Below are 24,231 nucleotides of genomic sequence, written 5' to 3' on the forward strand. Positions count from 1 at the left end.
CTTTTCTGAACGAGCGGCCGCTTGACTATTGCGGATTCAACCGGTGGATGCAACACAATGGAAGCTGCGCAAGCAGTGGGAGTGTTGCAGATGAAGCAGCGACGCCGGATTTATTACACCGAGACCCAGAAAGCGGTGATGTGGAAAGCAGCCGTCGGGTTGCTCGATGCCGCCACCGTCAGCAGCCCGCCACATTGCCGACGTAGCACCCAAGCTGCCTCAATGACAGCAATGGCCGAAAAGCGACTTGAGTCGGGCCTCTGCTCCGAATCAGCTGAGGGTGGGTGGGCCACTACGATCCTCAGTATTTCGCCAGCCGGCGTGCGTAATGTACCTTTCAGCAAGACTACGGACTTATCTGGCGACGACTCATTGAAACCAACTCCAGAACTCGCCTCGCAAATGGAAGAATCGGCACTTAACTCCTTCCCAAGTTAATGTTTAATGGTTCCCGGACCATTAATTAAGGGGAGTGCTAGTGCGCCATCTACGCGCTATCGCGTGCAATCACCGTGAAATCGATCTTCACCGCTTTCCTGCGCTGCACCTCACCCGCTTCGCGACCGGCGAGCGCCGCGAGCAGCGTTTCGCCAGCGCGCAGGCCGATGCCGTACGCGTCGACCGACACCGTCGTGATGCTCGGCTGACAGCACCACGACACCTCGAAGTTGCCGAACCCGGCGACCGCGATGTCGCCCGGCACCGACAGCCCGCGCCGGTGACACTCCATGATCGCGCCGAACGCCGACATGTCGCTCACGCACATCACGGCCTCGGTATCGGGCCATGTGTCGAGCAATGCGCCGATCGCCGGTGCGCCGTGGCTCATCGTGATCGGCGAATCGCCGAGCCGGATCACGCGCGGCTCGCCGAGACCGAGCGCCTTGATTTCGGCGACGTAGCCGCGCATCCGGTCGTGCCCGCGCCGGTCGCGCTCGCTGGCACCCGCGATGAAGCCGATCCGCCGATAACCGCGCTCGTGCAGATGCCGGACCATCGCGCGCGCTGCCGCCGAGTTCGAAAAGCCGACGACCGTATCGATTGGATCGCTGGGCAGATCCCACATTTCGACGACCGGAATGCCGGCGCGCTGCAACAGCATGCGCGTCGCCTCGGTGTGCCGGCCGCCCGTCAACGCGACGCAGCGCGGCTGGTGACGCAGCATCGAGCGCACCAGCAGTTCTTCCTGTTCGAGACGGTAGTCCGTGTCGCCGAGCAGCAGTTGCAGACCGTGCGGGCCCAGCGCGGCATTCAGTCCGCGCACGGTGTCGGAGAAGTTCGAGCTGGACAGCGACGGCACCAGCACCGCGACGAACGCCGAGCGTCCCGACGACAGCGCGCCTGCCGCCGCATCGGCGACGTAGCCGAGTTCGTCGATGACCTTCTGCACGCGTTCGCGAGTCGCCTGCGACACGTTGCGGCCGGCGAGCACGCGCGACACGGTCATCTTCGAGACGCCCGCGCGTTCGGCAACATCGGACATGCGGGGCGGGACTGGCGGCCTGGACGTCATGATAGGTATCGGGGCGAATGCGCGAAAGTCATGGAACGCACATGATAGCGGGCCGCTCCTTGCGGAGCGACCAGGCAACGTCAGGGTTGCGTTTTGCGGCCTGTCCTGTCGCTGTGTTTTTGTCGTCTAGCGCTCGAAGCCCACCGTGCAGCGCGCCTGAGCCTGCCCCGCCGCCGGCGCGCGGAACGAGAACAGCCCGCCCGCCTGCGGTTGATGCCGGCGCTCGACCGCCGTCAGTCCCTTCCATGCGGTGGACACATAGACGGTTTGCAGATCGTCGCCGCCGAACGCGAGCTTCGTCACGTTCGCGCACGGCAACGGCACCTGATCGACCAGCTCGCCCGCCGGCGAGTAACGCTCGATCCGCCAGCCGCCGAACAGCGCGATCCACACGAAGCCGTCGGCATCGACGGCCATGCCGTCGGGATGGCCGTCGCCGGAGATCGCGGCGAAGATGCGCTTGCCCGACAGCGTGCCGTCCGCGGCGACGTCGAAGGCATAAACCACGCGCCGCATCGTGTCGTTGTGATACAGCGTGCGGCCGTCCGGGCTCATCGCCGGGCCGTTCGTGATCACGTAGTCGTCGTCCTGCGCGATTGCCGCGCCTTGCTCGTTCACGCGATACAGCGTGCCGCTCGGCGCCTCTTCCGCATCGTCCATCGAGCCGAACCACAGGCGTCCCCGTGCATCGACGAAACCGTCGTTGAGGCGGTTGCCCGGCAGATGCGGTTCGACCTCGGCGAGCTTGCTGAACTCGCCGCTCGCCGGATCGAAGCGATGCAAGCCGGATGGCAGCCCGCATACGAACGTGCCGTCCGCGAGCGGCGCCAGAAAACCGGGCTGATCGGGCGCCTGCCACGTCCGCTGCTCGTCGGTCGCGACGGACAGCCGATGAATCCGGCGCCCCTTGATATCGACGAAATACACCGCGTTTTCGGCGGCCTGCCATAGCGGCCCTTCGGCCAGCTCGGCGCCGACCGCCCATACGCACACTGCGACCGGCATGCTCATTCTCCGTACCACCCTGCGTCGACGAAGTAATCGCGGCCGGAGCAGCGTGATGCGTCGTCGGACGCGAGGAACAGCGCCATACGCGCGACGTGCTCGGGCTCGATGCGCAGTTGCAGACATTGACTCGCGACGACCTTCGCTTCGCTCTCAGCCGATTGCCACAGCTGCATCTGCCGCGGCGTCTTCACCGCCCCGGGGATGATGCAATTCACGCGGATGCCCGCGCTGCCCAGATCACGCGCGAGACCACGCGTGAGCCCTTCGATGCCGGCCTTGGCGGTCATATAGATCGCGAGGTTCGGCAGCGCGACATGCCACGACACCGAGCCCAGATTCAGGATCACGCCGCGCCCCGCGCGACGCATACCGTTTGCGGCGGCCTGCGCGCAGAAGAACTGGTGGCGCAGATTCACCGCGATACGGTCGTCCCAGTAGCTCGCGGTGAGTTCGCCGATTTCGTGCCGGTCGTCGTTGCCGGCGTTGTTGACGAGCACGTCGATCGGGCCCACCGCATCGATGATGTCGGCGAACGTGTTTTCGATCGCGTCGACATTTTTCAGGTCGCAGCGGCGAAACAGCGGCGGATGCTTCGCGTGGCGAAGCGTTTCCTGCAGCGCGAGCGAATCGTGCTCGGCGACGTCGAGGAAGAACACGCGCGCGCCTTGCTGCGCGAAGGCCTCGACGATCGCGGCGCCGATCCCGGCGCCGCCGCCGGTCACGACGATGGTTTTGTCCGACAGACTTGGATAGGTTGCGTACGACATCAGATTTTCCACTTGTTACGAGTAGGACCACATACAGGACGGCGCTCGCCGCCCTGACCCGCCGCTCAGGCCACGATCTCGACCTCGCTCAGCATGCGCCAGTTGCATTCGAGCGTTCTCGTCGCGGAGCCCGCGACGGCGACCGTGCCGCTCAGATGAATGTCGCGGCTCGAGCTGCCGACCAGCAGATCGAAGTCACCGGGCTCGACGATACGCTCGCCGCACGCGTCAGTGAAGTTCAGCATGTCCACCGGCAGTTTCACGCGCACACGCGCCGACGCACCGGCCGCGAGCGGCACGCGCGCAAACGCCTTCAGCTCGCGGACCGGCCGCGCGACCGACGCGTGCCGGTCGCGCACGTAGATCTGCACGATCTCGGTGCCGTCGCGCGCGCCGATGTTGTCGACCGTGAAGCTCAACTCGATCGTACCGCTTTCGATCGGCACTTCGCTGTGCGCGAGCGCGAGATCGACGTAACGGAACTGCGTATAGCCGAGACCGAAACCGAACGGATAGCGGCAGCCGAAATGGTATGCAATCGGCGTTCCCGCGCTCTTCAGACGATGGTTATACACGTACGGCACGGCGCCCGCGCTCTTCGGCACCGACAGCGGCAGACGGCCGCTGAAATTGGCGCGGCCCACCAGCAGATCGGCCAGCGCCTCGGCGCCGCGCTCGCCCGGCGCGAACGCCATGATCTGCGCGGCGATGCGCTCTTCGAGGCCGCCGAGATTGTACGGACGGCCGCCCGTCATCACGACGACCGTCGGCGTGCCGCTATCGACCACTGCCTGCAGCAACGCCTGCTGCACACCCGGCAGGTCGAGGCTGTCGGTATCGGACCCTTCGCCGACCGTGCCGGACTGGAACAGCCCCGCCAGATCGCCGACGAACACCAGCGCGACGCCCGCTTGCCGCGCGGCCTCGACCGCGGCCGCGATGCCGTCGGTGTCCTTGCTGATCAGCTCGTCGCAATGCGCGTCGCCGGTCAGATCGAGCGACACGTCGCCCGGAAACACCGGCGCGCCCGCGCGGCGCTCCTTGATGATGTCGCAACCCTGCGCGTGAATGACGCGCTCGTCGCCGAGCAACGCACGCAGCGAACGCAGCGGCGTCGCGATCGAAGCAGTGGACTGCTCGCCGCTGTTGATCAGGTGCACCGGGAAGCTGTAGCCGGCGAGCAGCGCGAGCGGATCGTCGGCGGTCGGGCCGATCACCGCGATCTTGTCCGGGCCGTGCGCGTCGAGCGGCAGCACGTCGCCTTGATTGCGCAGCAGCACCGCCGATTCGAGCGCAACCTGATATGCGGTATCGCCCGCGGTCGCGCTTTTCACGTCGACGCGTTCGGGATCGACGTACGGATTCTCGAACAGGCCGAGCTGGAATTTCACGCGCAGCACGCGCGAGACGGCGGTGTCGATCGTCGCTTCGCTGATCTCGTTGCGCTCGAGCGCTTCCTTCAGATGCACCGCGCACTCGTGACCCGGCAGCTCGACGTCGAGGCCGGAGTTGAACGCGAGGGCCGCGGCCGACGCGCTGTCGCGCGCCACCGCATGATGGCTGAACAGCAGGTCGACGCCCGCGTAATCGGCGACGACGAGACCGTCGAAGCCCCATTTCTCTCGCAGCGTGTCGTGCAGCAGCGCGCGATCGCCATGACAGGGTACGCCGTCGACGTCGTGATAGGCGGGCATCACCGAGCCCGCGTTCGCGAGCTTCACGGCCATTTCGAAAGGCAGCATGAACACGTCGTTGAGCTCACGCGGACCGACATGCACCGGCGCATGATTGCGGCCGCCTTCGCTCGCCGAATGACCGACGAAATGCTTGAGCGTCGCGAGCAGATCGCGCTGTTCGCCCTGCAGGCCCTTCACGTAATGACACGCGAGCACGCCAACCAGATACGGGTCTTCGCCGAGCGTCTCCTCGGTGCGGCCCCACCGCGGGTCGCGCGACACGTCGAGCACCGGCGCGAGCCCCTGATGACAGCCGATCGAGCGTGCCTGCTCGCCGATGATCGTGCCCACTTCGCCGACCAGTTGCGGATTCCACGTCGCCGCATAGTTCAACGGCGACGGGAACAGCGTCGCGTCCTTGATCATGAGCCCGACGAGGCATTCCTCGTGCGACATCACCGGAATGCCGAGGCGCGTGTCTTCGACCATCTTGCGCTGCAGCTCGTTGAGCGCGCGTACGCCTTCTTTCGGATCGACCGTATGCGTACCGAGCGGACGCGTGATCTGGCCGAGGCCATGCTGCAGGATCTCGTCGACCGTGATCTGGTTGGCGCTCTGCGCGAAATCGATGCTACGCGCCTTGTGATTGCCATCGGTCGACAGCTTCAGCCACGCGGCGTGAAGCTGCGCAATCTTTTCGTCGAGTGTCATGCGCGCGAGCAGATCGGCCACGCGCTCTTCCACGGCTGCGGCTGGATTGCGGTAGAGCGGGACCTCACTTTGGCGAAGCAACATCGAAAACTCCTTTTTTTATCATGGTGTACGAAGCGCATGAAGCGCCGACAAATCCGTTGTTTCTGACAAGCATGCGGCATGGCGTTGCTTCAGCCCGGATGCCATCCCTTCTATTTCAGATACCTTTCCAGACTTCGCAGTCCTGCTAATCGATCGAACGCAGCCGCGACTCGAATTCGCCGTGTTTGATCGACTACGGGTCGTTCGTTGCGTCTAGCGACGCGATGCAATGGGACCGCGCTTGCTCGCGTCGTGCAAGCAGCGCGATCGCAAGCGGATCAGTGCAGACGCGGCAGCGCGAAATCCTTGTCGTCGAAAACGTGGCACGCGTGCGGTGCGAACGCCAGTTCGACGCGTTCGTCGTGCGTCACGCCACCGTCGCCGGGCAGCTTGGCGATCATCGCGTTGCCGTCGCGCACGCCACCGTCCACATGCACGTAGCTGTGCTCGCCCATCCGTTCGACCAGGCGCACGGCGCAGCGGATCGTCTGCACGCCGGCCTGCGCCGACGGCAGGGCAAGATGCTCCGGCCGGATGCCGAGCGTGACCTGCGAACCGACGCGCTGCCTGCGGCCGTCGACCTCCGCGCGCACGCGCTCGCCCGTGGTCAGCTCGACCTGAATGCCCTTGTCGTCGACCGCGAGCACCGTGGCCGGCATGAAGTTCATCTTCGGCGAACCGATGAAGCCAGCGACGAAGCGGCTCTTCGGCCGGTGGTACAGATCGAGCGGCGCGCCGATCTGCGCAATGCTGCCGTGCTTTTCCATCTCCGCGCCGGCGTGCAGCAGCACGATCTTGTCGGCGAGCGCCATCGCTTCGATCTGGTCGTGCGTGACGTACACCGCGCTCGCGCGGTTGAACTCGCGATGCAAACGGGCGATTTCGGTGCGCGTCTGCACGCGCAGCGCGGCGTCGAGATTCGACAGCGGCTCGTCGAACAGGAACACGCCCGGCTCGCGCACGATGGCGCGCCCGATCGCCACGCGCTGGCGCTGGCCGCCGGACAGCGCAGCGGGGCGGCGTTCGAGGTAGCTGTCGAGTTGCAGCGCGGCAGCGGCGCTGCGTACCTTCTTGTCGATGGTGGCCTTATCGACCTTCGCCTGACGCAGGCCGAATGCCATGTTCTCGTACACGCTCATATGCGGATAGAGCGCGTAGTTCTGGAACACCATCGCGACCTTGCGTTTCGCGGGCTCGACGTTGTTCATCAGTTGACCGTCGATGCGCAGTTCGCCGTCGGTGATCGATTCGAGACCGGCGATCATGCGCAACAGCGTGGACTTGCCGCAGCCCGACGGCCCGAGGAACACGCAGAATTCGTCCCTGCCGACTTCGAGGTTGGCGTCGCGGATCACCGAGTTACCGCTCGTATAGGACTTCTGTACGTTAGTGAGAGAGATGCTTGCCATATCGTTTATGCGAAGTTCGGTGTGCGGGCCACTTTGGCCCACACGATTCGAGGTGAGGTGCGATGCGGATCAGCCCTTGAGCGAGCCGGCCATCATCCCCTTGATCACGCGCTCCTGACCGAACGCGTAGGCAACGATCAGCGGCAACGACGTGAGAACGAGGACAGACAGCATCGAGGGTATGTTCGACGCGTATTGCCCCATGAAGTCCCAAATCGCGAGCGGCAGCGTACGGTGCTCGGCCGTCGACGTGAGCATGTACGCGAAGATGAACTCGTTCCACAGACCAATGCCGTTGAAGATCGTCACGGTGGCGAGCCCCGGTGCCGAAAGCGGGAAGAAAATACGCCAGAAGATGCGGAACGGACTGCATCCGTCGAGCTGCGCCGCTTCTTCGAGCTCGCGCGGAATCTGGCGCATGAACTCGGTCAGGATAAAGATCGACACCGGCAGACTGAGGGCCACATAAGGGCCGAGCAGCGCGAACGCGGTGTCGTAAAGGCCGAGGTTGCGCGTGAGCAGATAGATCGGCACGAGCGTCGCATGCAGCGGCACGATCATGCCGGCGACCACCAGACCGAACAGCGTCTTGTTCAGCGAGAAGCGCAAGCGCGCAAACACGTAGGCCGCCATCGCACTGATGATGACGATCAGCAGCACCGACACGCCCACCGTGAACACGCTGTTACGGAAATAAGTGAAAAACGGCCCCTGCAGCACAGCCGCGTAGTTACCCCAATACAGGTGGCTCGGCGGCGCCCACACTGACGTCGCGAAGGTCTCTTCCTGGCTCTTGAAGCTCGATGCGACCATGAAGAGAAACGGAATCGTCGTGACGGCCAGCCAGATCAGTGCCAGCAGCGGAACCCCCACGCGGGGGAAGCGTAGTTTCTTGTTCATGGTTCAGACCTCGGTTGCATAACGGCGGGTGAAGTACATCGACACCGCCGCCACCGTGATGACGATTAGGAACATCGCTGAGCCGATGGTGCTGCCGTAGCCGAGTTGGAACGAACTGAACACCGTGCGATACATGTAGGTGGCCATCACCTCGGACGAGCCTTCGGGGCCGCCACCGGTCATGACGAAGACGAGATCGAAGTAACGCAGCGACCCGAGCACCGACAGCAGCACAGCGGTGCGCACCGTGCCTTGCAGGTGCGGCAGCTTGATGCGCCAGAAAATGGTCCACTCGGATGCGCCGTCGAGGAGCGCAGCCTCGTTGACCTCGGCCGGCATCGACGAGAGGCCGGCGAGAAACAGAATCATGTAGAAAGGCGCGTTCTGCCAGATGATCACGGCGATGGTCGCAGCCAGCGAAAAATGCGGATCGCCCAGCCAGTCCTTCGCGAGGCCATCAAGCCCGAATGCCTGCAGCGCGACGTTGATCGGACCGAAATTCGGATCGTAGATTTGCTTGAACAGCACGCCGATCGCCACGCTCGACATCAGCAGCGGCAGGAAATAGAGCACCTTGAGCAAGCGCGAGCCACGACCGGCCTTCTCCAGCAGCACGGCGAGCGCGAGCGCGATCGGAAGCTGGACGACGATCGACGCGACAGCAAGAATCACGTTGTTCTTCAGCGATTGCCAGAACACCATGTCGTGCGCGAGCCGCGCCCAGTTCGCGAGCCCGATATAACGGGCAGTGTTGCCGAGGCCGTTCCAGTCGAGCAGCGACAGCCGCAGGCTGGAGACGAGCGGATAAAGCAGGAACACGGCCAGCAGCAGCAGCGACGGCGCAAGAAACACAACCGTGACGAGCGTTTGCGATGAAAATCTCAGCCGGCGTTCGGGTGTAGCGGAAAGTGCGATATTCACGGGCTTGTATGCCGACCGGCACCTCGCGGTGCCGGTCGGACTTTTCTTTAAGACTGGAGATCAGCCGCCCTTCTTCGAAGCGGCTTCCATTTGCTGCGCAGCAGCCTCAGGCGTCAGCGACAGACCGAACAGTGCTTGCGTCGTGTCCTTGTGCAATTCACCGAGGGCCGGCGGCAGTGCCTGGTCGTACCAGAGCTGCACGCTCGGAGCGGCGGCAAGCATTTGCTGCAGACGCTGCGTGAACGGATCCTCGATCTTGACGTTATTGACCGGCGGGAGCTTGTGGTCATCCGACGCGCGAGCCTGCATCGCCTGCTCGTCGGTCAGTGCCTGGATCAGCTTGAATGCTGCGTCCGGCGTCTTGCACTCGGTCGAGATGCTGAGGAAGCCGTCGCCGACCGTGCCGATCAGGTCGCGCGGATCACCCTTGCCACCCGGCACGCTCGGGAACGCGAAGAAGTCGAGATCCTTCGAGAACGTCGGATTTTCGTTCGCGATCGTCGAAGCTTCCCAGGCGCCCATCAGCTCCATGGCAGCCTTGCCCGTGTACAACAGGCGGCGCGAGGCGCCCGAGTCGTAATCGAGACCGTTGATGCCCGGTGCGAACGCGCCAGCCTTCACGAGTTCCTGAATGCGCTTGCCGGCTTCGACGAACGCCGGATCTTCGAAGCCCTTGCCCTTGCCTTCGATCGCGTCCTTCACGACTTGCGGACCGCCGATACGGTCGACGAGGTACATGTAGTACATCGAACCGGTCCACTTGTTCTTGTTCGCGAGCGAGAACGCTGCAACGTTGTGCGACTTCAGCACTTCAACGACGTGCATCAGTTCATCCCACGTCTTCGGCGGCGTGATGCCGTACTTCTTGAAGACTTCCTTGTTGTAGAAGATCACCGCGGCCGCCGCGTTTTCGGCGGCAACACCGTAGGTCTTGCCGTCGAACGTCGTGACATTCCACGACGCTTGCATGAAGCGGCTGCGGTACGCCGGATCCTTCTCCAGGTACGGCGTGAGGTCGGCGATCTGGCCGGATTTCACGTACTCGTGCAGCCCGCCGCCGCCCCAGTTCTCGAACACGCACGGCGGCTGGTTCGCGCCGAAAGCGACCTTCAGCTTAGTCTTGTACGCCTCGTTCAGGACGTGCGAATTCTCGACCTTGTAGCCCGGAACCGCCTTTTCGAATCGATCCGAGGCGTCGCGAATGATCTTGCTCGACGACGCATTGGTCTGCTGGTCCCATACCGTGATCGTCTTGGAGTCCGCCGCTACGGCGTTCGAAACAACTGCAGACAACGAAAACAGCAGCGCCGTCGCGCCGATGATGGACCGCGCTTTAAACAAAGCCGGGTACGCCATGGGTGTGTCCCCTCTTCTGGATTTATAAGAAATCACCGAAACATTAACGTTAGCCTTAACGTTAGTGAATGTTAGGTCGATGCGTGAAGTAAGGCTATGCGGGATTTTACCTGGTCCCGGCGGGCTGCGACGCAACGGCCGGATAAGATGGACCGATTGCGGGAAAGCTGAAATATAAAGGGTTCTGCTAGAATAACGACTACATAAACGGTATCGCTAACGCGATTAGCGAGTCGACCCATCCAATGACCTCTCGCACACCTTCGACCCGCATGGCAAGACAGACCCCAACGCTTGAGCACGTTGCCAAGCTTGCCGGGGTGTCCCAGATGACCGCGTCGCGCGCTCTCAACGGCCGTCCCGGCGTGTCGCGCGAAACCCGCGACGAAGTCCTGAGAATCGCGTCGGACATCGGTTACGTCGTCAACCGCACCGCGCAGAAACTGTCGGGCGGCCGCAACGGCATCATCGGCATCATCACGCCGACACTCGACACGCAATTCTCCAGCGAACTGATTCTCGGCGCGGGCCGCGCGGCGCGTGGCGCGGGCTGCGAGATGCTGGTCTACACGGTGTTCGACGAAGATCGTCATACGCATCACGACCTGCTTGGGCTCATCCAGCAATTCTCCGACGGTATCCTCGCCATTCTTCCGCGCGAGTCGCTGTGCCTCGAGGCGCTCGCCACCGCGAAGGTACCGGTCGTCGTGGTCGATCAGCGCGGCACGCTGACGGGCTTCCCGTCGGTGTCGGTCGACAACTACGGCGGCGCCTGTCTCGCGGTCGAGCACCTCGCCGAGCTCGGTCACAAGCGCATTGCGTTTCTGGCCGGCGACGAAACGATCGAAGGCGTGCGCGACCGGCAACGCGGCTATCACGACACGCTGGCTCGCCTCGGCCTGCCGCGCGAAGACGCGCTGGTCGCCGCGGGAGACCTGTCGCAAATGATGGCGTTCGACGTCACGTTCGACCTGCTGAATCTCGCCGAGCCGCCCACCGCGATCTTCACGGCCAACGACCAGAGCGCGTTCGGCGTGATCGCCGCGATCCGCGAAGCGGGACTGCGCGTGCCGGACGACATCTCGGTGATCGGCTTCGACGACATCCCGATGTCCGAGCAGTTTCACCCGGCGCTCACCACGATCCGCCAACCGTTCCAGCAAATGGCGCGCTCGGCGGTCAACACGCTGCTCGCGCAGATCGCCGGGATCGACGCCGCTTCGCAGCGCATCACGCTGCCGGCGGAACTGGTGGTGCGCGATTCCACCGGCCCCGTCCGCACCAGGCAGCGCCGCGTCCGTCACCAGATCGTTTCGACGTAAGTCGACGCGCGCACTTTCGCATCCGAAGTCACGAGCGCGCCGCCATGCGTGCGCGCGGTCGCGACGATCAGGCGTTGATGCAAGGCGAGCGTGGGCGGCAGCGTGGCCGCGCGAAACGCGATCTCGGTGTCGACCGGAATCATCCGCACGCCGTCGAGCGACAGAAACGTCGACATCCAGCTGCGCGCGTCCATCGACAGCCCGAGACTGCCGACCTTCACGAACTCCGCGATTTCGAACGCACTGATTGCCGAAATCAGGATCTCGCCGCCGGCGAGCTCCCGATCGATCGCATCGTGCGCGGCCTGGCTCAGCGCTTTCTGCCTGCCGAGCCAGCACACGAGCGCAAGCGTGTCGAGCGTGATCATTACTCGTCCTGCTCGGCAGTGACAGGCTGCAGCGCGTGCTTCAGGTTGAAATGCGTAATCGACGCGCGCAGCAGCTCGAGCGGATTTTCCTGCTTGCTGCGATACGGCCGGATTTCGATGGTGGGTTGCCCGCGGTCGGTGACGACCACGGTTTCGCCCAATGCCTCGACCTGACGGAACAGCTCGCAGGCCCGGGACTTGAAAATGGCTTTAGATACTCGCTTTTCCATGACGCTCTCCACCCAGCAAAAATCCAACGGTATTTTTTGTATCGGGCCGGTGCGCCCGCAGGCGAACACCCGCGATGCGTGCCCGACATTCTTTATCAACCTTGCTCTCAGTCGTTGCTTCCCAGCCTACTGCCAGGAGCTCCCTCAAGCTCCAATCCAACTCGCGGCGACAACTACCGTAACCGCGACACAGCCTGCAACGGTCGCGCCAATTCCTGCGCGCAACCGCTGCACTTTCACCTAATCAATTGGTTTTACACAGACCGCTCTGGCCATACGGGTCGCGCCGGATAGCGGCGCGGCGCGTCTTGGCTTGCAATGTTTTGCCCCGTGTTATAGATCTTCGAATAGATGCAAATTTGCTTAACGTTACCCTTAACGTTAGCGGATGTTAATGGCGCATGTTCGCGGCCGCCATGCGGAGTTTACCTAAGCTCCGAACCACTATCCGACCCCTCGACTGGACCCGCTAAATCAAGCCCGGCAAGGAGAAAGCTCGATGCAAGGCGTCGAAAGTACTGCGTAATATTTAATGCGAACTGGCTAACGTCATCGCTGCTTGCGTCAGTCTTCCTCGTTCGATGCAGGGGGTCCTGATGAAGGCTCCGCATCGAAATGCACGATCCACGCATGCAACGATTCGCGCGGCTTTACCGTTGCTCACTCGCCGACATCGGCCTGTCAAACCACCGCGCCGACGTCCTCGCCGACTTCGGGTCGCGCGAGGCTCACCGCGGCGCCGTTCGCATCGAACAGCGTGACCGACGACGACGCCACCTTGATCCCGACACGCGCGCCGACCGCGTGCTGCGCGTCCTTCTTGTCGAGCTTCAGCGCAATCGCGTGCGCCATGCCATCGAGTCGAGCATGCAGGATCGAGACGTCGCCGAGATGCTCGACCAGTTCGACACGCGCGGCGAGACCTTCGTCGAGCGAGCCGATGCCCAGATGCTCGGCGCGCACCCCGAGCGTCAACTCGCCACTGACAGGCTGCGCCAGCCGGCCGGGCAGCACGATGCGCTGGCTCGCGCCGGCGAGCGCCACGACGGTTTGCGCATCGCTTCGCGACACCAGCGTCGCGGCCAGCATGTTCATCTGCGGCGAGCCGATGAAGCCGCCAACGAAGCGGTTCGACGGCCGCTCATACAGGTCGAGCGGCGCGCCGGTCTGCTCGATGCAGCCTTTGTTGAACACGACGATCTGCTGGCCCAGCGTCATCGCCTCGACCTGATCGTGTGTGACGTAGATCATCGTCGTGCCGAGTTCGCGATGCAGCTTCGCGAGTTCGATACGCATCTGCACGCGCAGCGCCGCATCGAGATTCGACAGCGGTTCGTCGAACAGGAACACGCGCGGCTTGCGCACGATCGCCCGTCCGATCGCGACGCGCTGGCGCTGGCCGCCCGACAGCGCCTTCGGTTTGCGCTCCAGCAGATGTGTGATCTGCAGGATCTCGGCGGCACGGCCCACCGCCTCGCGCACTTCCTTTTTCGACTTGCCCGACAGCTTCAGCGAAAAGCCCATGTTTTCCGCGACCGTCATGTGCGGGTAGAGCGCGTAGCTCTGGAACACCATCGAGATGCCGCGGTCCGTGGGCTGCAGATCGTTGACGCGTACGCCGTCGATCAGAATGTCGCCGCCCGTCACCGACTCGAGCCCCGCGATCATGCGCAGCATCGTCGACTTTCCGCAGCCCGACGGTCCCACGAACACCGTGAACTGGCCGTCCGGGATGCGCAAGTCGATGCCCTGGATCACCTGCGGTCCTTCGCCATACGTCTTCGTGACGTTGCGCAATACGAGTTCGCCCATTTGATGCCTCCTCCTCGATCCTTGTACTTGCAGACCCCGCGTGACGCTATCCCACTGCCGCACTACTGTCGCGCCACGCGAGGTTCGATGCGCCCGTCGCCGGGCGTGCGCCTCAGCGCACGGCCGCGACGCCGGCGTGTTGCGCGATCACGTCGCGATACCACAACGCGCTGTCCTTCAGCGTGCGCTCCTGGCTCGCGTAGTCGACGTAGACCATGCCGAAGCGCTTGTCGTAGCCCGACGCCCATTCGAAGTTGTCCATCAGGCTCCAGGCGAAATAGCCCGCCACGTCGACGCCCTGTTTCACCGCGTCCGACAAGGCGGCGAGATGCAGGTCGTAGAAGCGCACGCGCTCGGCGTCGTGCACGCGGCCGTTATCGAGCACGTCTTTCGCCGCGCAGCCGTTCTCGGTGATGTAGATCGGCGGCAACTTGTAGTCGGCGTTGATGCGCGTCAGCAATTCGGTGAGACCTTGCGGATAGACTTCCCAATCCATGTCGGTGAAGCCGAGCGCGCCCGGCGGACGCTTCTCGCCCGATGCGCTCGCGAAGATCCGCGTGTAGTAGTTGACGCCGAGGAAGTCTATCGGCGTGCCGATCACGTCGAAATCGCCGTTCCGGATCACGTCTTGCGGACCGTTCGCGCCATACCATTCCAGCGCCTCGGCCGGATACTCGCCCTTGAACAGCGGGTCCATGTACCAGCGCACGAACTTCGCGTATTCGAGCGACGCGGCGGCCTGATCTTCGGGCGCATCCGTCGCGCCATGCGCCGGCGACTGGTTCAGCACGATGCCGAGCGGCGCCTTCACGCCATCGGCGCGCAGTGCCTGCAACGCGAGACCGTGCGACAGCAGCAGATGGTGCGCGACATGCGCGGCCTTCTTCAGATCGGCGTTGCCCGGCGCGAAATAGCCGGTTGCGTTGCCGAGCCACGCGGTGCACCACGGTTCGTTGTGCGTCGCGATCGATGCAACGCGATCGCCGAGCACGCTGCCGATCTTGCGCGCGAAGTCCGCGAAGCGATAAGCGGTGTCGCGGCTTTCCCAGCCGTTTTGCGTATGCTGCAGCGACAACGGCAGGTCCCAGTGATACAGCGTTGCGAACGGCTGGATGTCGCGCTCGAGCAAACCGTCGACGAGGCGCTCGTAAAACGCGAGGCCCTTGTCGTTGAATGCGCCGCGGCCAGTCGGCTGCACGCGCGGCCAGGCGATCGAAAAGCGATAAGCCTTGACCCCAAGTTCGGCCATCAGGTCGAGGTCTTCCTCGACCAGGTGATAGTGATCGCATGCGACATCGCCGTTCTCGCCGTTCAGGACCTTGCCCGGCACGTTGCAGAACGCGTCCCAGATCGACGGGCCGCGGCCGTCCTCATGCGCTGCGCCTTCGATCTGGTAGGAACTGGTGGCGACGCCCCAGACGAAGTCTCCGTTGAATCGATACGTCGACATAGATGATGTTGTCCTGAATCGTCACGCCTGCTAGGGCGTGAAAAATGAAAGAGAGAATCTCAAGCCTTGACCGCGCCGGTCGTCAGACCGTCGATCAGACGCCGCGAGGTGAATGCAAACAGCACCAGCAACGGCAGCACCGCGACCGCGGAGCCCGCCATCACCGCGCCCCAATCCGAATTGGTCGGACTTTGCAGAATACGCAGAGCGAGCGGCAGCGTGTACATCGACGGCGAACGCAGCACGACGAGCGCCGACAGAAAGTTGTTCCACGCCTGAATGAAGCTGATCAGTCCAAGCGTACCCAGCGCCGGTCCCAGCAGCGGCATCACGATGCTCCAGTAGATGCGGAATTCACTGCAGCCGTCGATGCGCGCCGCCTCGATCAGCTCGGACGGAATCGCCGCGGCGACGTACTGGCGCATCAGGAACACGCCGAGCGCGGCGGCCGCGCCAGGTACGTACAGCGCGCGCGGCTGATCGATCCAGCCGAGCAGGTTCATCGTCATGAAGGTCGGAATCATGCCGAGGAACGGCGGCACCAGCATTGCGGTCAGCGCGATCGCGAACAGCGTCTTCTTGAAGCGGAATTCGTACATCGCGAACGCGTAGCCGGCCATCGACGTGACGAGCAGCGTCAGCACGGTTTGCATCGTGGCCGTATAGAAGCTCCAGCCGAGATTGCGCCAGAACGGAATGTGCCGCATCAGCGAGGCCATGTTGTCGAGAAACGCGCTGCCGAACCACAGCGGGGGCGGCATCGAGAAAATCTCGGAACTCGTGTGCGTCGCGAACACGAACATGAAGTAGAACGGCGAGAACATCAGCAGCGCACCGGCCACCACGATCGCGTAGCCGATATAACGGCCCTTGTTGCTCGACGATTTCATCGCTGTGTCTCCTCGTTCATGCCGCTGCGGTGAAAGATCCGCGTGTTCAACCACATCAACGCGCCGATCGAAATGAACAGCAGCCATGCGATCGAACTCGCAGTGCCGAAATCGCCGTCGTGGAACGCGGTGCGATACATATAGACGGCCGTCGTCAGACCGGACTGGCTGGTACCCATGCCTTCGTTCGGCAGCAGGATGAACGGCTCTTCGAACAGTTGCAGCCCACCGATGATCGACAGCGTGACCGCGAAGAAAATCATCGGCTTGATCAGCGGAATCGTGATGCGGGTGAACTGTTGCCAGCCGTTCGCGCCGTCGATGCGCGCGGCCTCGTAAAGGTCCTTCGGAATGGTTTGCAGCGCCGACAGATACAGCACCGTGTTCCAGCCGACATAGCGCCAGAAGATCACCACCGACACCGCCGGCTTGACGTTCTTCGGGTTATACAGCCACTCGATCGGATGCGCAGGGACGATCCAGTGCAGGCCGGGCAGCTTGCCGAGCTCGGCGATCGCGAGGTTGATCATGCCGAAGTCGGTCGAATACAGCGACGAGAAGATCAGCGCGATCGCGACGCTCGACGTGATGAACGGCAGGAAGTACAGGCCGACCACCAGGTTGCGCCAGCGGCGAAACGCGGTTTGCAGAAAGAAGGCGAGCGGCAGCGCCACCAGATGCTGCGGCACGCCGGACATGATCGCCATCAACGCGGTGTTGTACAGCGACTTCCAGTACCACGGGTCGGTCAGCGTGAACGTGAAGTTCGACAGACCCACCCACTTCATGCTCGCGAGCCCCGCCGTCGCGTCCCAGCTCTGGAACGACAGGTACAGCGAGAACAGCAGCGGGAACGCCATGAATAGCGCGAACAGCAGGAAAAATGGCCCGAGAAACAGGTAGGGTGCGACTTTCACCGGATCGAGCCGCGAAGTTCTGCGCGGCGCGGCGAACGGCGCGGGCGAGCTCAGCACGTCGCTCGCGCGCGCATCGCGGGCGACCTCTGGGGTCGTGGGCAGCGGGGTGGTCATCAATAGTTCCGTCCAGTCGGGCGTAGCCGGGATCGATGACCGGCCACGCTGTTTGCAGCAGACTTGCAGCGCACTGCGACACACGTCGGTCGCGGCAAGCAGCGTGCCGCGACCTTGCATCGATACCGCTTAACGGCGCACCCGATGCGCGATCTGGTCCTGCGCTTCCTGGAGCGCCGTATGCACGTCTGCACCGTCGTCGACGACCTTGTCGAGGGCCGAATGCACCGCTTCCTCGGCGACCTGGTCGTACTTGCTACGCTGGATCGCCGGAATGTGGGAGGCTGCGTCACGCCAGATCAGACGCGCTTTCTCGTTGCCGAGGAATGCGACCGGCTCCGCGAAAAACGTATCGTTCTGCGCGGCGAGCAGCGCGGGGAATGCGTCGATCGAACGGAACGATGCGAGCTGCGTGTCCTGGCGCGTCGTCAGGAACTTGATGAATTCCCACGACATCGGCTTTTGCGTCGCCTTCGCCGGGATCGAGTAGAACGTGCCGCCGAACGATGCGTACGCGTTGTTCGGCAGATTGGCCGCGCGCCACAGACCCTTCGTGTCCGGGGCGATCCACGACGACAGGTGGCCACCGAGCCACGCGCCCATCATCTGCGTCGAGACGGTCCCGCGCTTGAAACTTTCGGCCCATTCGTTCGACCAGGGCGTGATCTTCGCGTCGAGACCGAGGTCGCGTGCTTTCTTCGCGAGTTCGAACGCCTTCACGAAACGTGGCGACGTGACGACCGGATTGCCGGCCTTGTCGAAGTACACGCCATCGCCTTCCTTCAGGTCGGCGCGAATGTAGATGTCCTCGATATCGCGCGACGATGCCATCAGGTACGCACCCGTCGCCTTCTTGATCTTCACGCCGGCCGCCAGGTACGAGTCCCACGACTTCGTCAGGTCGGCTTCGGTCACGCCCGCCTTGTCGAGAAGGTCCTTGCGATAGAACAGCGTGCCCGGACCGATATCGGCCGGCATGCCGACGATCGTGCCGTCCTGCGTGGTCGCCTGCGCGAACGTGTAGTTGATGAACTGGCTTTTGTACTGGCCCGCGTTATACGGCGCCTTCGACAGATCTTCGAGACCGCCGCCCGAGGCGAAGCGGCCGATAAAGCCGACCTCGACCGCCATCACGTCGGGCAGATTGGAGTTCGTCGCGAGTGCGGTGGTCATTGCGTTGTGGTGATCGGCGATCGCGAGCGACGACACCTTGATGTCGACGTCCGGATGCAGCTTCTTCCACGCCGGAAGCGCGTCCTTGATTTCCTGATCCAGCTTCGGAAAGACCGCGACCGTCAACGTGGTGTTGGCGTGCGCGCCGACTGCGGCCAGGCTGAGCAGAACGGCGGCGGCAGAGCCTGAAAAGCGGAATTTCATTACTCGTCTCCTGAAGAACCCTGTTTGAATTGCATTCGATGAATACCCGGTTGCTGCGACCTACTTCCCCTGTTGTCTTTGTTGCTGCTTTGCTCGGTGCTGCTTTGCCTGGCGCTGAATGCGCTGCTGAATTTCTGCTTGACTGCCGATACCTGAAAGCGCTTTCACGTTGAGGCGAAAAAACAGCCGCTACGTAGGCGTATCCCCCCGTTTTACCGGCGGCGTGATTCGCCGCGTGGTTTCACGCGTCACGAGCGTGAGCGGAATCGGGCTTAGCGCGATCGACTGCTTGCGGATCATCTGCACGATGCCCTGTGCGGCGAGGCGGCCGATTTCGTAAGTCGGCTGGCGGACTGTCGTCAAAGGCGGCGTCATGTACGACGATGTCGGCAAATCGTCGAAGCCGACCAGCGACACGTCGTCGGGCACCCGCACGCCGCGGCGGAACATCGCGAGGCGCGCGCCGTACGCGGTTTGATCGTTTGCGCAGAACACCGCGCTGAGCGATGGATGGCGCGCCATCAGGCGCTCCATCGCTGCGACGCCGCCCGTTTCGAGGTAATCGCCCTGCTCGACGAGATCGGCATCGAAGCCGATGCCCGCTTCCTCGAGCGCGGTCCGGTAGCCGACGAGGCGCTCGATCGCATCCTCGTGACTTGCCGGCCCGGCGATGAAGGCGATCTCGCGATGGCCTTGCTCGATCAGATGATGGGTCGCGTCGCGTGCGCCCTGCATGTTGTCGATCGGCAGGCCAGCGAGCGTCGCGCTGTTTTGTACCGAGCGGCCGAGTACGAGCATTGGCGCGTGCCGCGAGTAGTCGGTCAACGTCGACTCATCGAGTTGCGCGTGCAGCAAGATGATTCCATCGACGCGCCGCGCGATGAACTGTTCGAGGCGCGCCTTTTCGTCGTCGATGTTCCAGCGGCTGCTCACGAAGATCGGCGTAAAGCCCGGCTCGTACAACGACTCCTCGATGCCGCGCAGCCACTCGGCGTAAAACGGGCTCGACACCGCCTGCGTCAATACGCCGATCGTTTCGGTCCGCCCGCTCGCGAGACTGCGCGCGAGCACGTTCGGCCGATAGTTGAAACGCGCGATCGCCGCTTCCACCGCCTGCTGCTTGGCGGGAAGCACGCGCGCAGAACCGTTCAGGATCCGCGATACGGTGCTCGGAGAAACACCGGCCGCGCGCGCGATGGCTTCGAGCGTCACGTTGGGCGCAGCGGGTACGTTGGATACCTTGGGCGCGCCGGGTTTATCGTTGGAGCCGTCGTGGGTCATGAGTTCTGCCTGAATCCTGTGATGAAAGCGCTCTCAGATATGAAGAGGCGCACTACGTCCGGTGATGAATTCGAAAAAAAAGAAAAAGCAGCCGATGCGACGAGGGTGGAGGAGGCGTCGCACCGGCCTCTCTATGAAAGAGAAATAAACAGTCCTTGAAACAAAGAGATCACTGCGATTGCTGATCAGGCAACCTCAACTCAGAACGAGGTCATGATCCCGGCGAACACGCCGGTCTGGCTATGACCATAGTTCGGGTTGCTGTTCGACGACGTGCCCGTCACCGCATCGAAGTTGTTGTTGCCGTACGGCCCGTTGCCGAGGTTCAGGTTCGACGTCGAGCTGTTGTGCACATAGCCGGCTTCCGTGTACAGGAACGTGCGCTTCGACAGCGCGTACGTCGCGGCGAGCGTGAACAGCGTTGCATTGCCGTTGCCGTTGTTCGCGTTCGCGTGGTAGACCGCAGCCGTCAACAGCGTGGGCGACGTGACCTGCCATGCAGCGCCGACCCATTCGTGGTTCACACTGGTCGGCGCGCTCACGCCGAGAGGCTGCGACGCATCGGTTACGCCCACGCTCGCGTTGGTCGCGTCAGGCGCGCTCAGGTGCTGGTAGCCCGCGTACAGCTTGACCGGACCTAGCACGTACGTGCCGCCGACAAGGGCCATCCGCGAAGCAGAGTAGACGTTGTTGAACGAGCCGTTGGCGCCGCGCACTTCGTCATAGATCACGCGGACGTCGCCGTTGCCCCACGTGTACACACCTTCGACCGCGTTCGTACGACCCTGGCCGGTCGGCACGCCAGCCGAGTTGACAGGCGCCGAGTTCCAGCTCGTGTTGTTGGTCAGCGAATACTGGCCCTTCAGCACGAGGCCGCCGAGCAGCACCGGAGAGTTGTACTCCGCGCCGTTGCTGGTGCTCGCCCAGTTGCGACCGCGCACCAGTGTCGAGATCGCGTAGCGCTGCATCACCTGCGGGTCGGTGCCCCAGCTGTCCTGCGAAAGTTCGCCGGCGCCGAGGTTACCGATCTTGAACAAACCCCAGTGGTCGTTCGTCAGGCCCACCGTCGCGTGGCGGCCGAACAGATTGCCGGCCGATGCACCGGTCATCGTGTTGAGCTGTCCTTCGAGCTGGAAGACCGTCTTCGTGCCGCCGCCGATATCTTCGGCGCCCTGCAGGCCGAACCACGAGCAACCCCAATCGCCGCTTTGCGCTGACCACGCGTGGCCGCCCGGGAGGCCGGTTTCAAACTGGATGCCGTTGTCGATACGGCCGTACAACGTGACGCTGCTCTGCGCATGGGCCACCGTCGTCGCGGCTGCCATCACCGACATAGCAATAAGCTTCTTCTTCATTTAGATATCCTTATATATATATTTTGGCGTCTCCAAGCCGCACAGGACGCACGCGTTCTCACACGTTTTCCCTCTTGCCGAAATGTTCGCTACTTATTCGCTTCACATTTCGAGGCGATTATAGGGATGGCCTTGCGCCGCGCATCAAACTAACTGCTCAGGGAAAACGCTGTTATCGATAACAGTTGCGCGCCGGACGATCCCGCAGTAGCGCCCTTCCTTGTGACCATTACGTGATGGTCACAAGCGTCGGAAATCCGTTTGAACTCATGCACCGAAACGATGGGCGAATCCGTCTCGCGCGTCGCTCAGCGCTTGCTTAACAAGGAAAACACGCTCGAACGCAAGCAAAATTTCGCGCTTGATGTTGCGAAGATGCAACGAGCCGTCTCGCTTGCATTGCCGGTTTGGGCTTGACGAACTGGCGCAGGAGCCGCCAGCAGTGGTGGACATTAGCGACTATCATCAATGCATACGATGTCGGGCAACGAGCCGGGCTCAGCCGCGTAGCAGGCTGAGTGCGGGATTGTCAGCTCATCCGTCTGGCTCTCGCGCTCCAATACGAACGCTCCAACCAGCTTCCATCCCCGGCTCTCGCTGTTCCCCCGCCACGCCGCACGTGCGACGTCCCGCTCGAACACGCTGCCCTTGCAACTTTTCTGCGGGCGACGGCACGACCGCCCATCGCCCCGACTGGCAAAACCTCGGCGCGCAACCGCGATAACCGCGACGCATGCAGTGGAAAGAGGATTTTGTCCAGTGCACTTCCGACGCCTCGCATCGAGTCGAACCGGAAGATTTGCCGGCGGATTTTGCCGGCACACCTTGGCACTCTAAGGAGGTATCGTGAAAACAGCCTTTGTTTCTACACTCGCGCTGCTGATTTCAAGCGCAATAGCGCCGGCGGCCCATGCCCAGGATTCGCAAGCCACCGACCAACAACTCGCCCATAGCGTGCGGGTCGCGGAGGCGCACAGCGGAGTCGGGATGTCACATGTGTTCGTCTTTGCCCACTCGGGGCAGATCACGCTGCTCGGATGGGTGCCCGAGCGGGACCATGTTGCGCGTGCCGAGCAGAGTGCGATGTCGGTTCCGGGTGTCACCTCGGTGGACAACCGGCTCTCGCCCGACGCTGGCTCGCTGAACGGGCATTGAAATCAAACTGAATCGCGGCGCGGACGACGATTGAAGCAGACCCGCGCGTTGAACGGATTCGGTTTTCCTGTCTCGCCAGTTGGGATTCAGTGACTGGCGCCCTGTTTCGCGCCGTTAGCCGCGCGACGGTTCCGTGCAGTCCCCATCTGAAAGCGCTTTCAACCCACGCCGTGTCAAGCCGGTCGACTCGACGCTGATTCACCATCCATGTCTCGTCGATATGTCAGGTAAATCCCTCATAGCGGGGCTGACAGAGGCTGCTTAACATCTCGCTGTTATCGGTAACGGTAAAACATAGTTAGAGAAGACATCCGAACCGGCATTCCGTCACACTGAGACCAGGAGTGCGTCCTTTGAGGACTTCAATGCGCATGCTCTGCGCAGCCGTCGCCGTTTGCGCGCTCGCAACCGCAGGCTGCGCGCACAACCAGGCCGCCGTCGCTCATGACGGCCGGCCGCTCGCCGCGGCGCCCGCTGAAGCGCTGCCGTCATTGCGCAGTGTGATGGCCGCGCACTTCAAGGTCGGCGCGGCGATTGAACCTGATTCAATCGACAGTCCCGCCGACGCGGCGCTCGTCGCCGCCCAGTTCTCGAGCCTGACCGCCGAGAACAAGATGAAGCCGGGCACGATCGGCGTCGCGGAAGGCAAGTACAACTTCGAACCGGCCGACAGGATCGTCGCGTTCGCGCAAGCGCACGGCATTGCGGTGCGCGGGCACACGCTCTTGTGGCACTTCAAGGCCGGCGACTGGACCGAGGCGCCAAACTGGTTCTTCGCCGGCGATCCGAAAGATCCGCTCTATCACGACATCGTCGCGAAGCGGCTCGATCGATATGTAACCGACGTCGTCACACACTTCCGAGGCAAGGTCTACGCGTGGGACGTAGTCAACGAAGCGATCAGCGACGATCCGCATCAGGTGTATCGCGAAGACAGTCCGTGGTACCGGACGCTCGGCAAGGACTACATCGCGATCGCCTTCCGCGCGGCGCGCGCGGCGGACCCGAACGTGAAGCTCTATATCAACGAGTACAACACCGACGATCCGCGCAAGCGCGCAAAGCTGCTCGCGGTGATCCGCGATTTGCGCGCGCAGGGCGTGCCGATCGACGGTGTCGGGCATCAGATGCATATCAGCGTAACTTGGCCGCCGCTGCCGAACATCAAGCAGGCGTTCGACGACGTCGCCGCGCTCGGCCTCGAAAACCAGGTGACCGAGCTCGACGTGAGTCTCTATGCCGATCCCGGTGAATGCTGGAGCGATCCGCATGCATGTCTGCCGGACCTCGGGCATCCAGTGCCGAACGACATCATGCGCGCGCAGGCCGAGCGTTATCGCGCCGTGTTCACTCTGTTCGAACAGGAGCCGAGCATCAAGGCGGTCACGTTCTGGGGCTATTCGGACAAGCACACGTGGCTGACGTCGACGCCGGTGCCGCGCAACAACCTGCCGCTGCCGTTCGATGCGAACCTGCAGCCGAAAGCGGCGCTGTGGACGATCGTCGATTCGTCGTATCAGCCGTAACGTCGATCTTCGAGCCGAAAAGCAGGCGGCACGCGGTAGCTGCGGGCCGCCTGGTCACATCTCGCGAGGGTGGCAGTGCAATTGCCGTC

Annotated in this window: 22 protein-coding genes; 5 read left to right on the plus strand and 17 right to left on the minus strand. The window is 63.1% G+C overall.

The genetic code is table 11. The features are described from left to right. Positions 1 to 21: 21 nt before the first annotated feature. Positions 22 to 438 carry a hypothetical protein gene (locus HDG34_RS19325; RefSeq protein WP_184061738.1) on the plus strand — a complete coding sequence of 139 codons (417 nt, stop codon included), beginning with the start codon at positions 22 to 24 and terminating at the stop codon, positions 436 to 438. Positions 439 to 487: 49 nt separating this feature from the next. Here the strand turns inward: HDG34_RS19325 and HDG34_RS19330 are convergent, their stop codons facing one another. From HDG34_RS19330 to HDG34_RS19365, 8 genes are all read right to left on the minus strand, one after another. Further along, positions 488 to 1,483 (minus strand): LacI family DNA-binding transcriptional regulator, encoded by a 996-nt coding sequence (locus tag HDG34_RS19330; protein ID WP_184061739.1) that lies wholly within the window; start codon positions 1,481 to 1,483, stop codon positions 488 to 490. Positions 1,484 to 1,639: 156 nt separating this feature from the next. After that, positions 1,640 to 2,524 (minus strand): SMP-30/gluconolactonase/LRE family protein, encoded by an 885-nt coding sequence (locus tag HDG34_RS19335; protein ID WP_184061740.1) that lies wholly within the window; start codon positions 2,522 to 2,524, stop codon positions 1,640 to 1,642. Continuing rightward, a complete protein-coding gene (locus tag HDG34_RS19340) occupies positions 2,521 to 3,288 on the minus strand; it encodes an SDR family NAD(P)-dependent oxidoreductase (RefSeq protein WP_184061741.1) in 768 nt (255 codons plus the stop codon). Before HDG34_RS19340 ends, HDG34_RS19335 begins: the two co-directional genes overlap by 4 nt. 65 nt (positions 3,289 to 3,353) lie before the next feature. After that, a complete protein-coding gene (locus HDG34_RS19345; protein ID WP_184061742.1) occupies positions 3,354 to 5,759 on the minus strand; it encodes a glycoside hydrolase family 3 N-terminal domain-containing protein in 2,406 nt (801 codons plus the stop codon). Between the two features lie 278 nt (positions 5,760 to 6,037). Continuing rightward, entirely contained in the window at positions 6,038 to 7,168 is a 1,131-nt protein-coding gene (locus HDG34_RS19350; RefSeq protein WP_184061743.1) for an ABC transporter ATP-binding protein, read from the minus strand. Positions 7,169 to 7,237: 69 nt separating this feature from the next. Continuing rightward, entirely contained in the window at positions 7,238 to 8,068 is an 831-nt protein-coding gene (locus HDG34_RS19355; RefSeq protein ID WP_184023548.1) for a carbohydrate ABC transporter permease, read from the minus strand. A 3-nt stretch (positions 8,069 to 8,071) separates the two neighbouring features. Then, positions 8,072 to 8,989, minus strand: coding sequence for a carbohydrate ABC transporter permease (locus HDG34_RS19360; RefSeq protein ID WP_244144714.1), 918 nt, complete (start codon positions 8,987 to 8,989; stop codon positions 8,072 to 8,074). 60 nt (positions 8,990 to 9,049) lie between these two features. Next, the gene (locus HDG34_RS19365; RefSeq protein WP_184061744.1) at positions 9,050 to 10,345 is read right to left on the minus strand and encodes an extracellular solute-binding protein; all 1,296 of its coding nucleotides are present in this window, start codon (positions 10,343 to 10,345) and stop codon (positions 9,050 to 9,052) included. A 272-nt stretch (positions 10,346 to 10,617) separates the two neighbouring features. Here HDG34_RS19365 and HDG34_RS19370 point away from each other — a divergent pair, with 272 nt between their 5' ends. Next, positions 10,618 to 11,667, plus strand: coding sequence for a LacI family DNA-binding transcriptional regulator (locus HDG34_RS19370; protein WP_026226194.1), 1,050 nt, complete (start codon positions 10,618 to 10,620; stop codon positions 11,665 to 11,667). Here HDG34_RS19370 and HDG34_RS19375 read toward each other — a convergent pair. The 9 genes from HDG34_RS19375 to HDG34_RS19415 all read right to left on the minus strand — a co-directional run bounded on the left by HDG34_RS19375 (position 11,646) and on the right by HDG34_RS19415 (position 21,461). Then, on the minus strand, positions 11,646 to 12,035 hold the full coding sequence (locus tag HDG34_RS19375) for a type II toxin-antitoxin system VapC family toxin (protein WP_090810623.1): 390 nt from the start codon (positions 12,033 to 12,035) through the stop codon (positions 11,646 to 11,648). The genes HDG34_RS19370 and HDG34_RS19375 overlap by 22 nt on opposite strands. Continuing rightward, positions 12,035 to 12,364, minus strand: coding sequence for a type II toxin-antitoxin system Phd/YefM family antitoxin (locus tag HDG34_RS19380; protein WP_409259442.1), 330 nt, complete (start codon positions 12,362 to 12,364; stop codon positions 12,035 to 12,037). The genes HDG34_RS19375 and HDG34_RS19380 overlap by 1 nt, the downstream gene beginning before the upstream one ends. A 582-nt stretch (positions 12,365 to 12,946) precedes the next feature. Further along, entirely contained in the window at positions 12,947 to 14,077 is a 1,131-nt protein-coding gene (locus HDG34_RS19385) for an ABC transporter ATP-binding protein (RefSeq protein ID WP_184061745.1), read from the minus strand. A 112-nt stretch (positions 14,078 to 14,189) separates the two neighbouring features. Then, entirely contained in the window at positions 14,190 to 15,527 is a 1,338-nt protein-coding gene (locus HDG34_RS19390) for a GH1 family beta-glucosidase (RefSeq protein ID WP_184061746.1), read from the minus strand. Positions 15,528 to 15,586: 59 nt separating this feature from the next. Next, complete coding sequence (locus HDG34_RS19395; protein ID WP_184045169.1) at positions 15,587 to 16,417, minus strand: carbohydrate ABC transporter permease; 831 nt, start codon at positions 16,415 to 16,417, stop codon at positions 15,587 to 15,589. Next, a complete protein-coding gene (locus HDG34_RS19400; protein WP_184061747.1) occupies positions 16,414 to 17,448 on the minus strand; it encodes a carbohydrate ABC transporter permease in 1,035 nt (344 codons plus the stop codon). Before HDG34_RS19400 ends, HDG34_RS19395 begins: the two co-directional genes overlap by 4 nt. 129 nt (positions 17,449 to 17,577) lie before the next feature. After that, complete coding sequence (locus tag HDG34_RS19405) at positions 17,578 to 18,825, minus strand: ABC transporter substrate-binding protein (RefSeq protein ID WP_184061748.1); 1,248 nt, start codon at positions 18,823 to 18,825, stop codon at positions 17,578 to 17,580. 189 nt (positions 18,826 to 19,014) lie between these two features. Continuing rightward, on the minus strand, positions 19,015 to 20,106 hold the full coding sequence (locus HDG34_RS19410; protein ID WP_184061749.1) for a LacI family DNA-binding transcriptional regulator: 1,092 nt from the start codon (positions 20,104 to 20,106) through the stop codon (positions 19,015 to 19,017). 200 nt (positions 20,107 to 20,306) lie between these two features. Beyond that, entirely contained in the window at positions 20,307 to 21,461 is a 1,155-nt protein-coding gene (locus HDG34_RS19415) for a porin (RefSeq protein WP_184061750.1), read from the minus strand. A gap of 282 nt (positions 21,462 to 21,743) precedes the next feature. Between HDG34_RS19415 and HDG34_RS39270 the strand changes: the two genes are divergently transcribed. The 3 genes from HDG34_RS39270 to HDG34_RS19425 all read left to right on the plus strand — a co-directional run bounded on the left by HDG34_RS39270 (position 21,744) and on the right by HDG34_RS19425 (position 24,142). Further along, positions 21,744 to 21,878 carry a hypothetical protein gene (locus HDG34_RS39270; protein ID WP_260321232.1) on the plus strand — a complete coding sequence of 45 codons (135 nt, stop codon included), beginning with the start codon at positions 21,744 to 21,746 and terminating at the stop codon, positions 21,876 to 21,878. Positions 21,879 to 22,307: 429 nt separating this feature from the next. Beyond that, the gene (locus HDG34_RS19420; RefSeq protein ID WP_184045159.1) at positions 22,308 to 22,616 is read left to right on the plus strand and encodes a BON domain-containing protein; all 309 of its coding nucleotides are present in this window, start codon (positions 22,308 to 22,310) and stop codon (positions 22,614 to 22,616) included. 371 nt (positions 22,617 to 22,987) lie between these two features. Next, positions 22,988 to 24,142 carry an endo-1,4-beta-xylanase gene (locus HDG34_RS19425; RefSeq protein ID WP_260321233.1) on the plus strand — a complete coding sequence of 385 codons (1,155 nt, stop codon included), beginning with the start codon at positions 22,988 to 22,990 and terminating at the stop codon, positions 24,140 to 24,142. Positions 24,143 to 24,231: the final 89 nt, after the last annotated feature.

The organism is Paraburkholderia sp. HC6.4b, from assembly GCF_014200875.1.
GTDB classification, from domain to species: Bacteria; Pseudomonadota; Gammaproteobacteria; order Burkholderiales; family Burkholderiaceae; genus Paraburkholderia; species Paraburkholderia tuberum.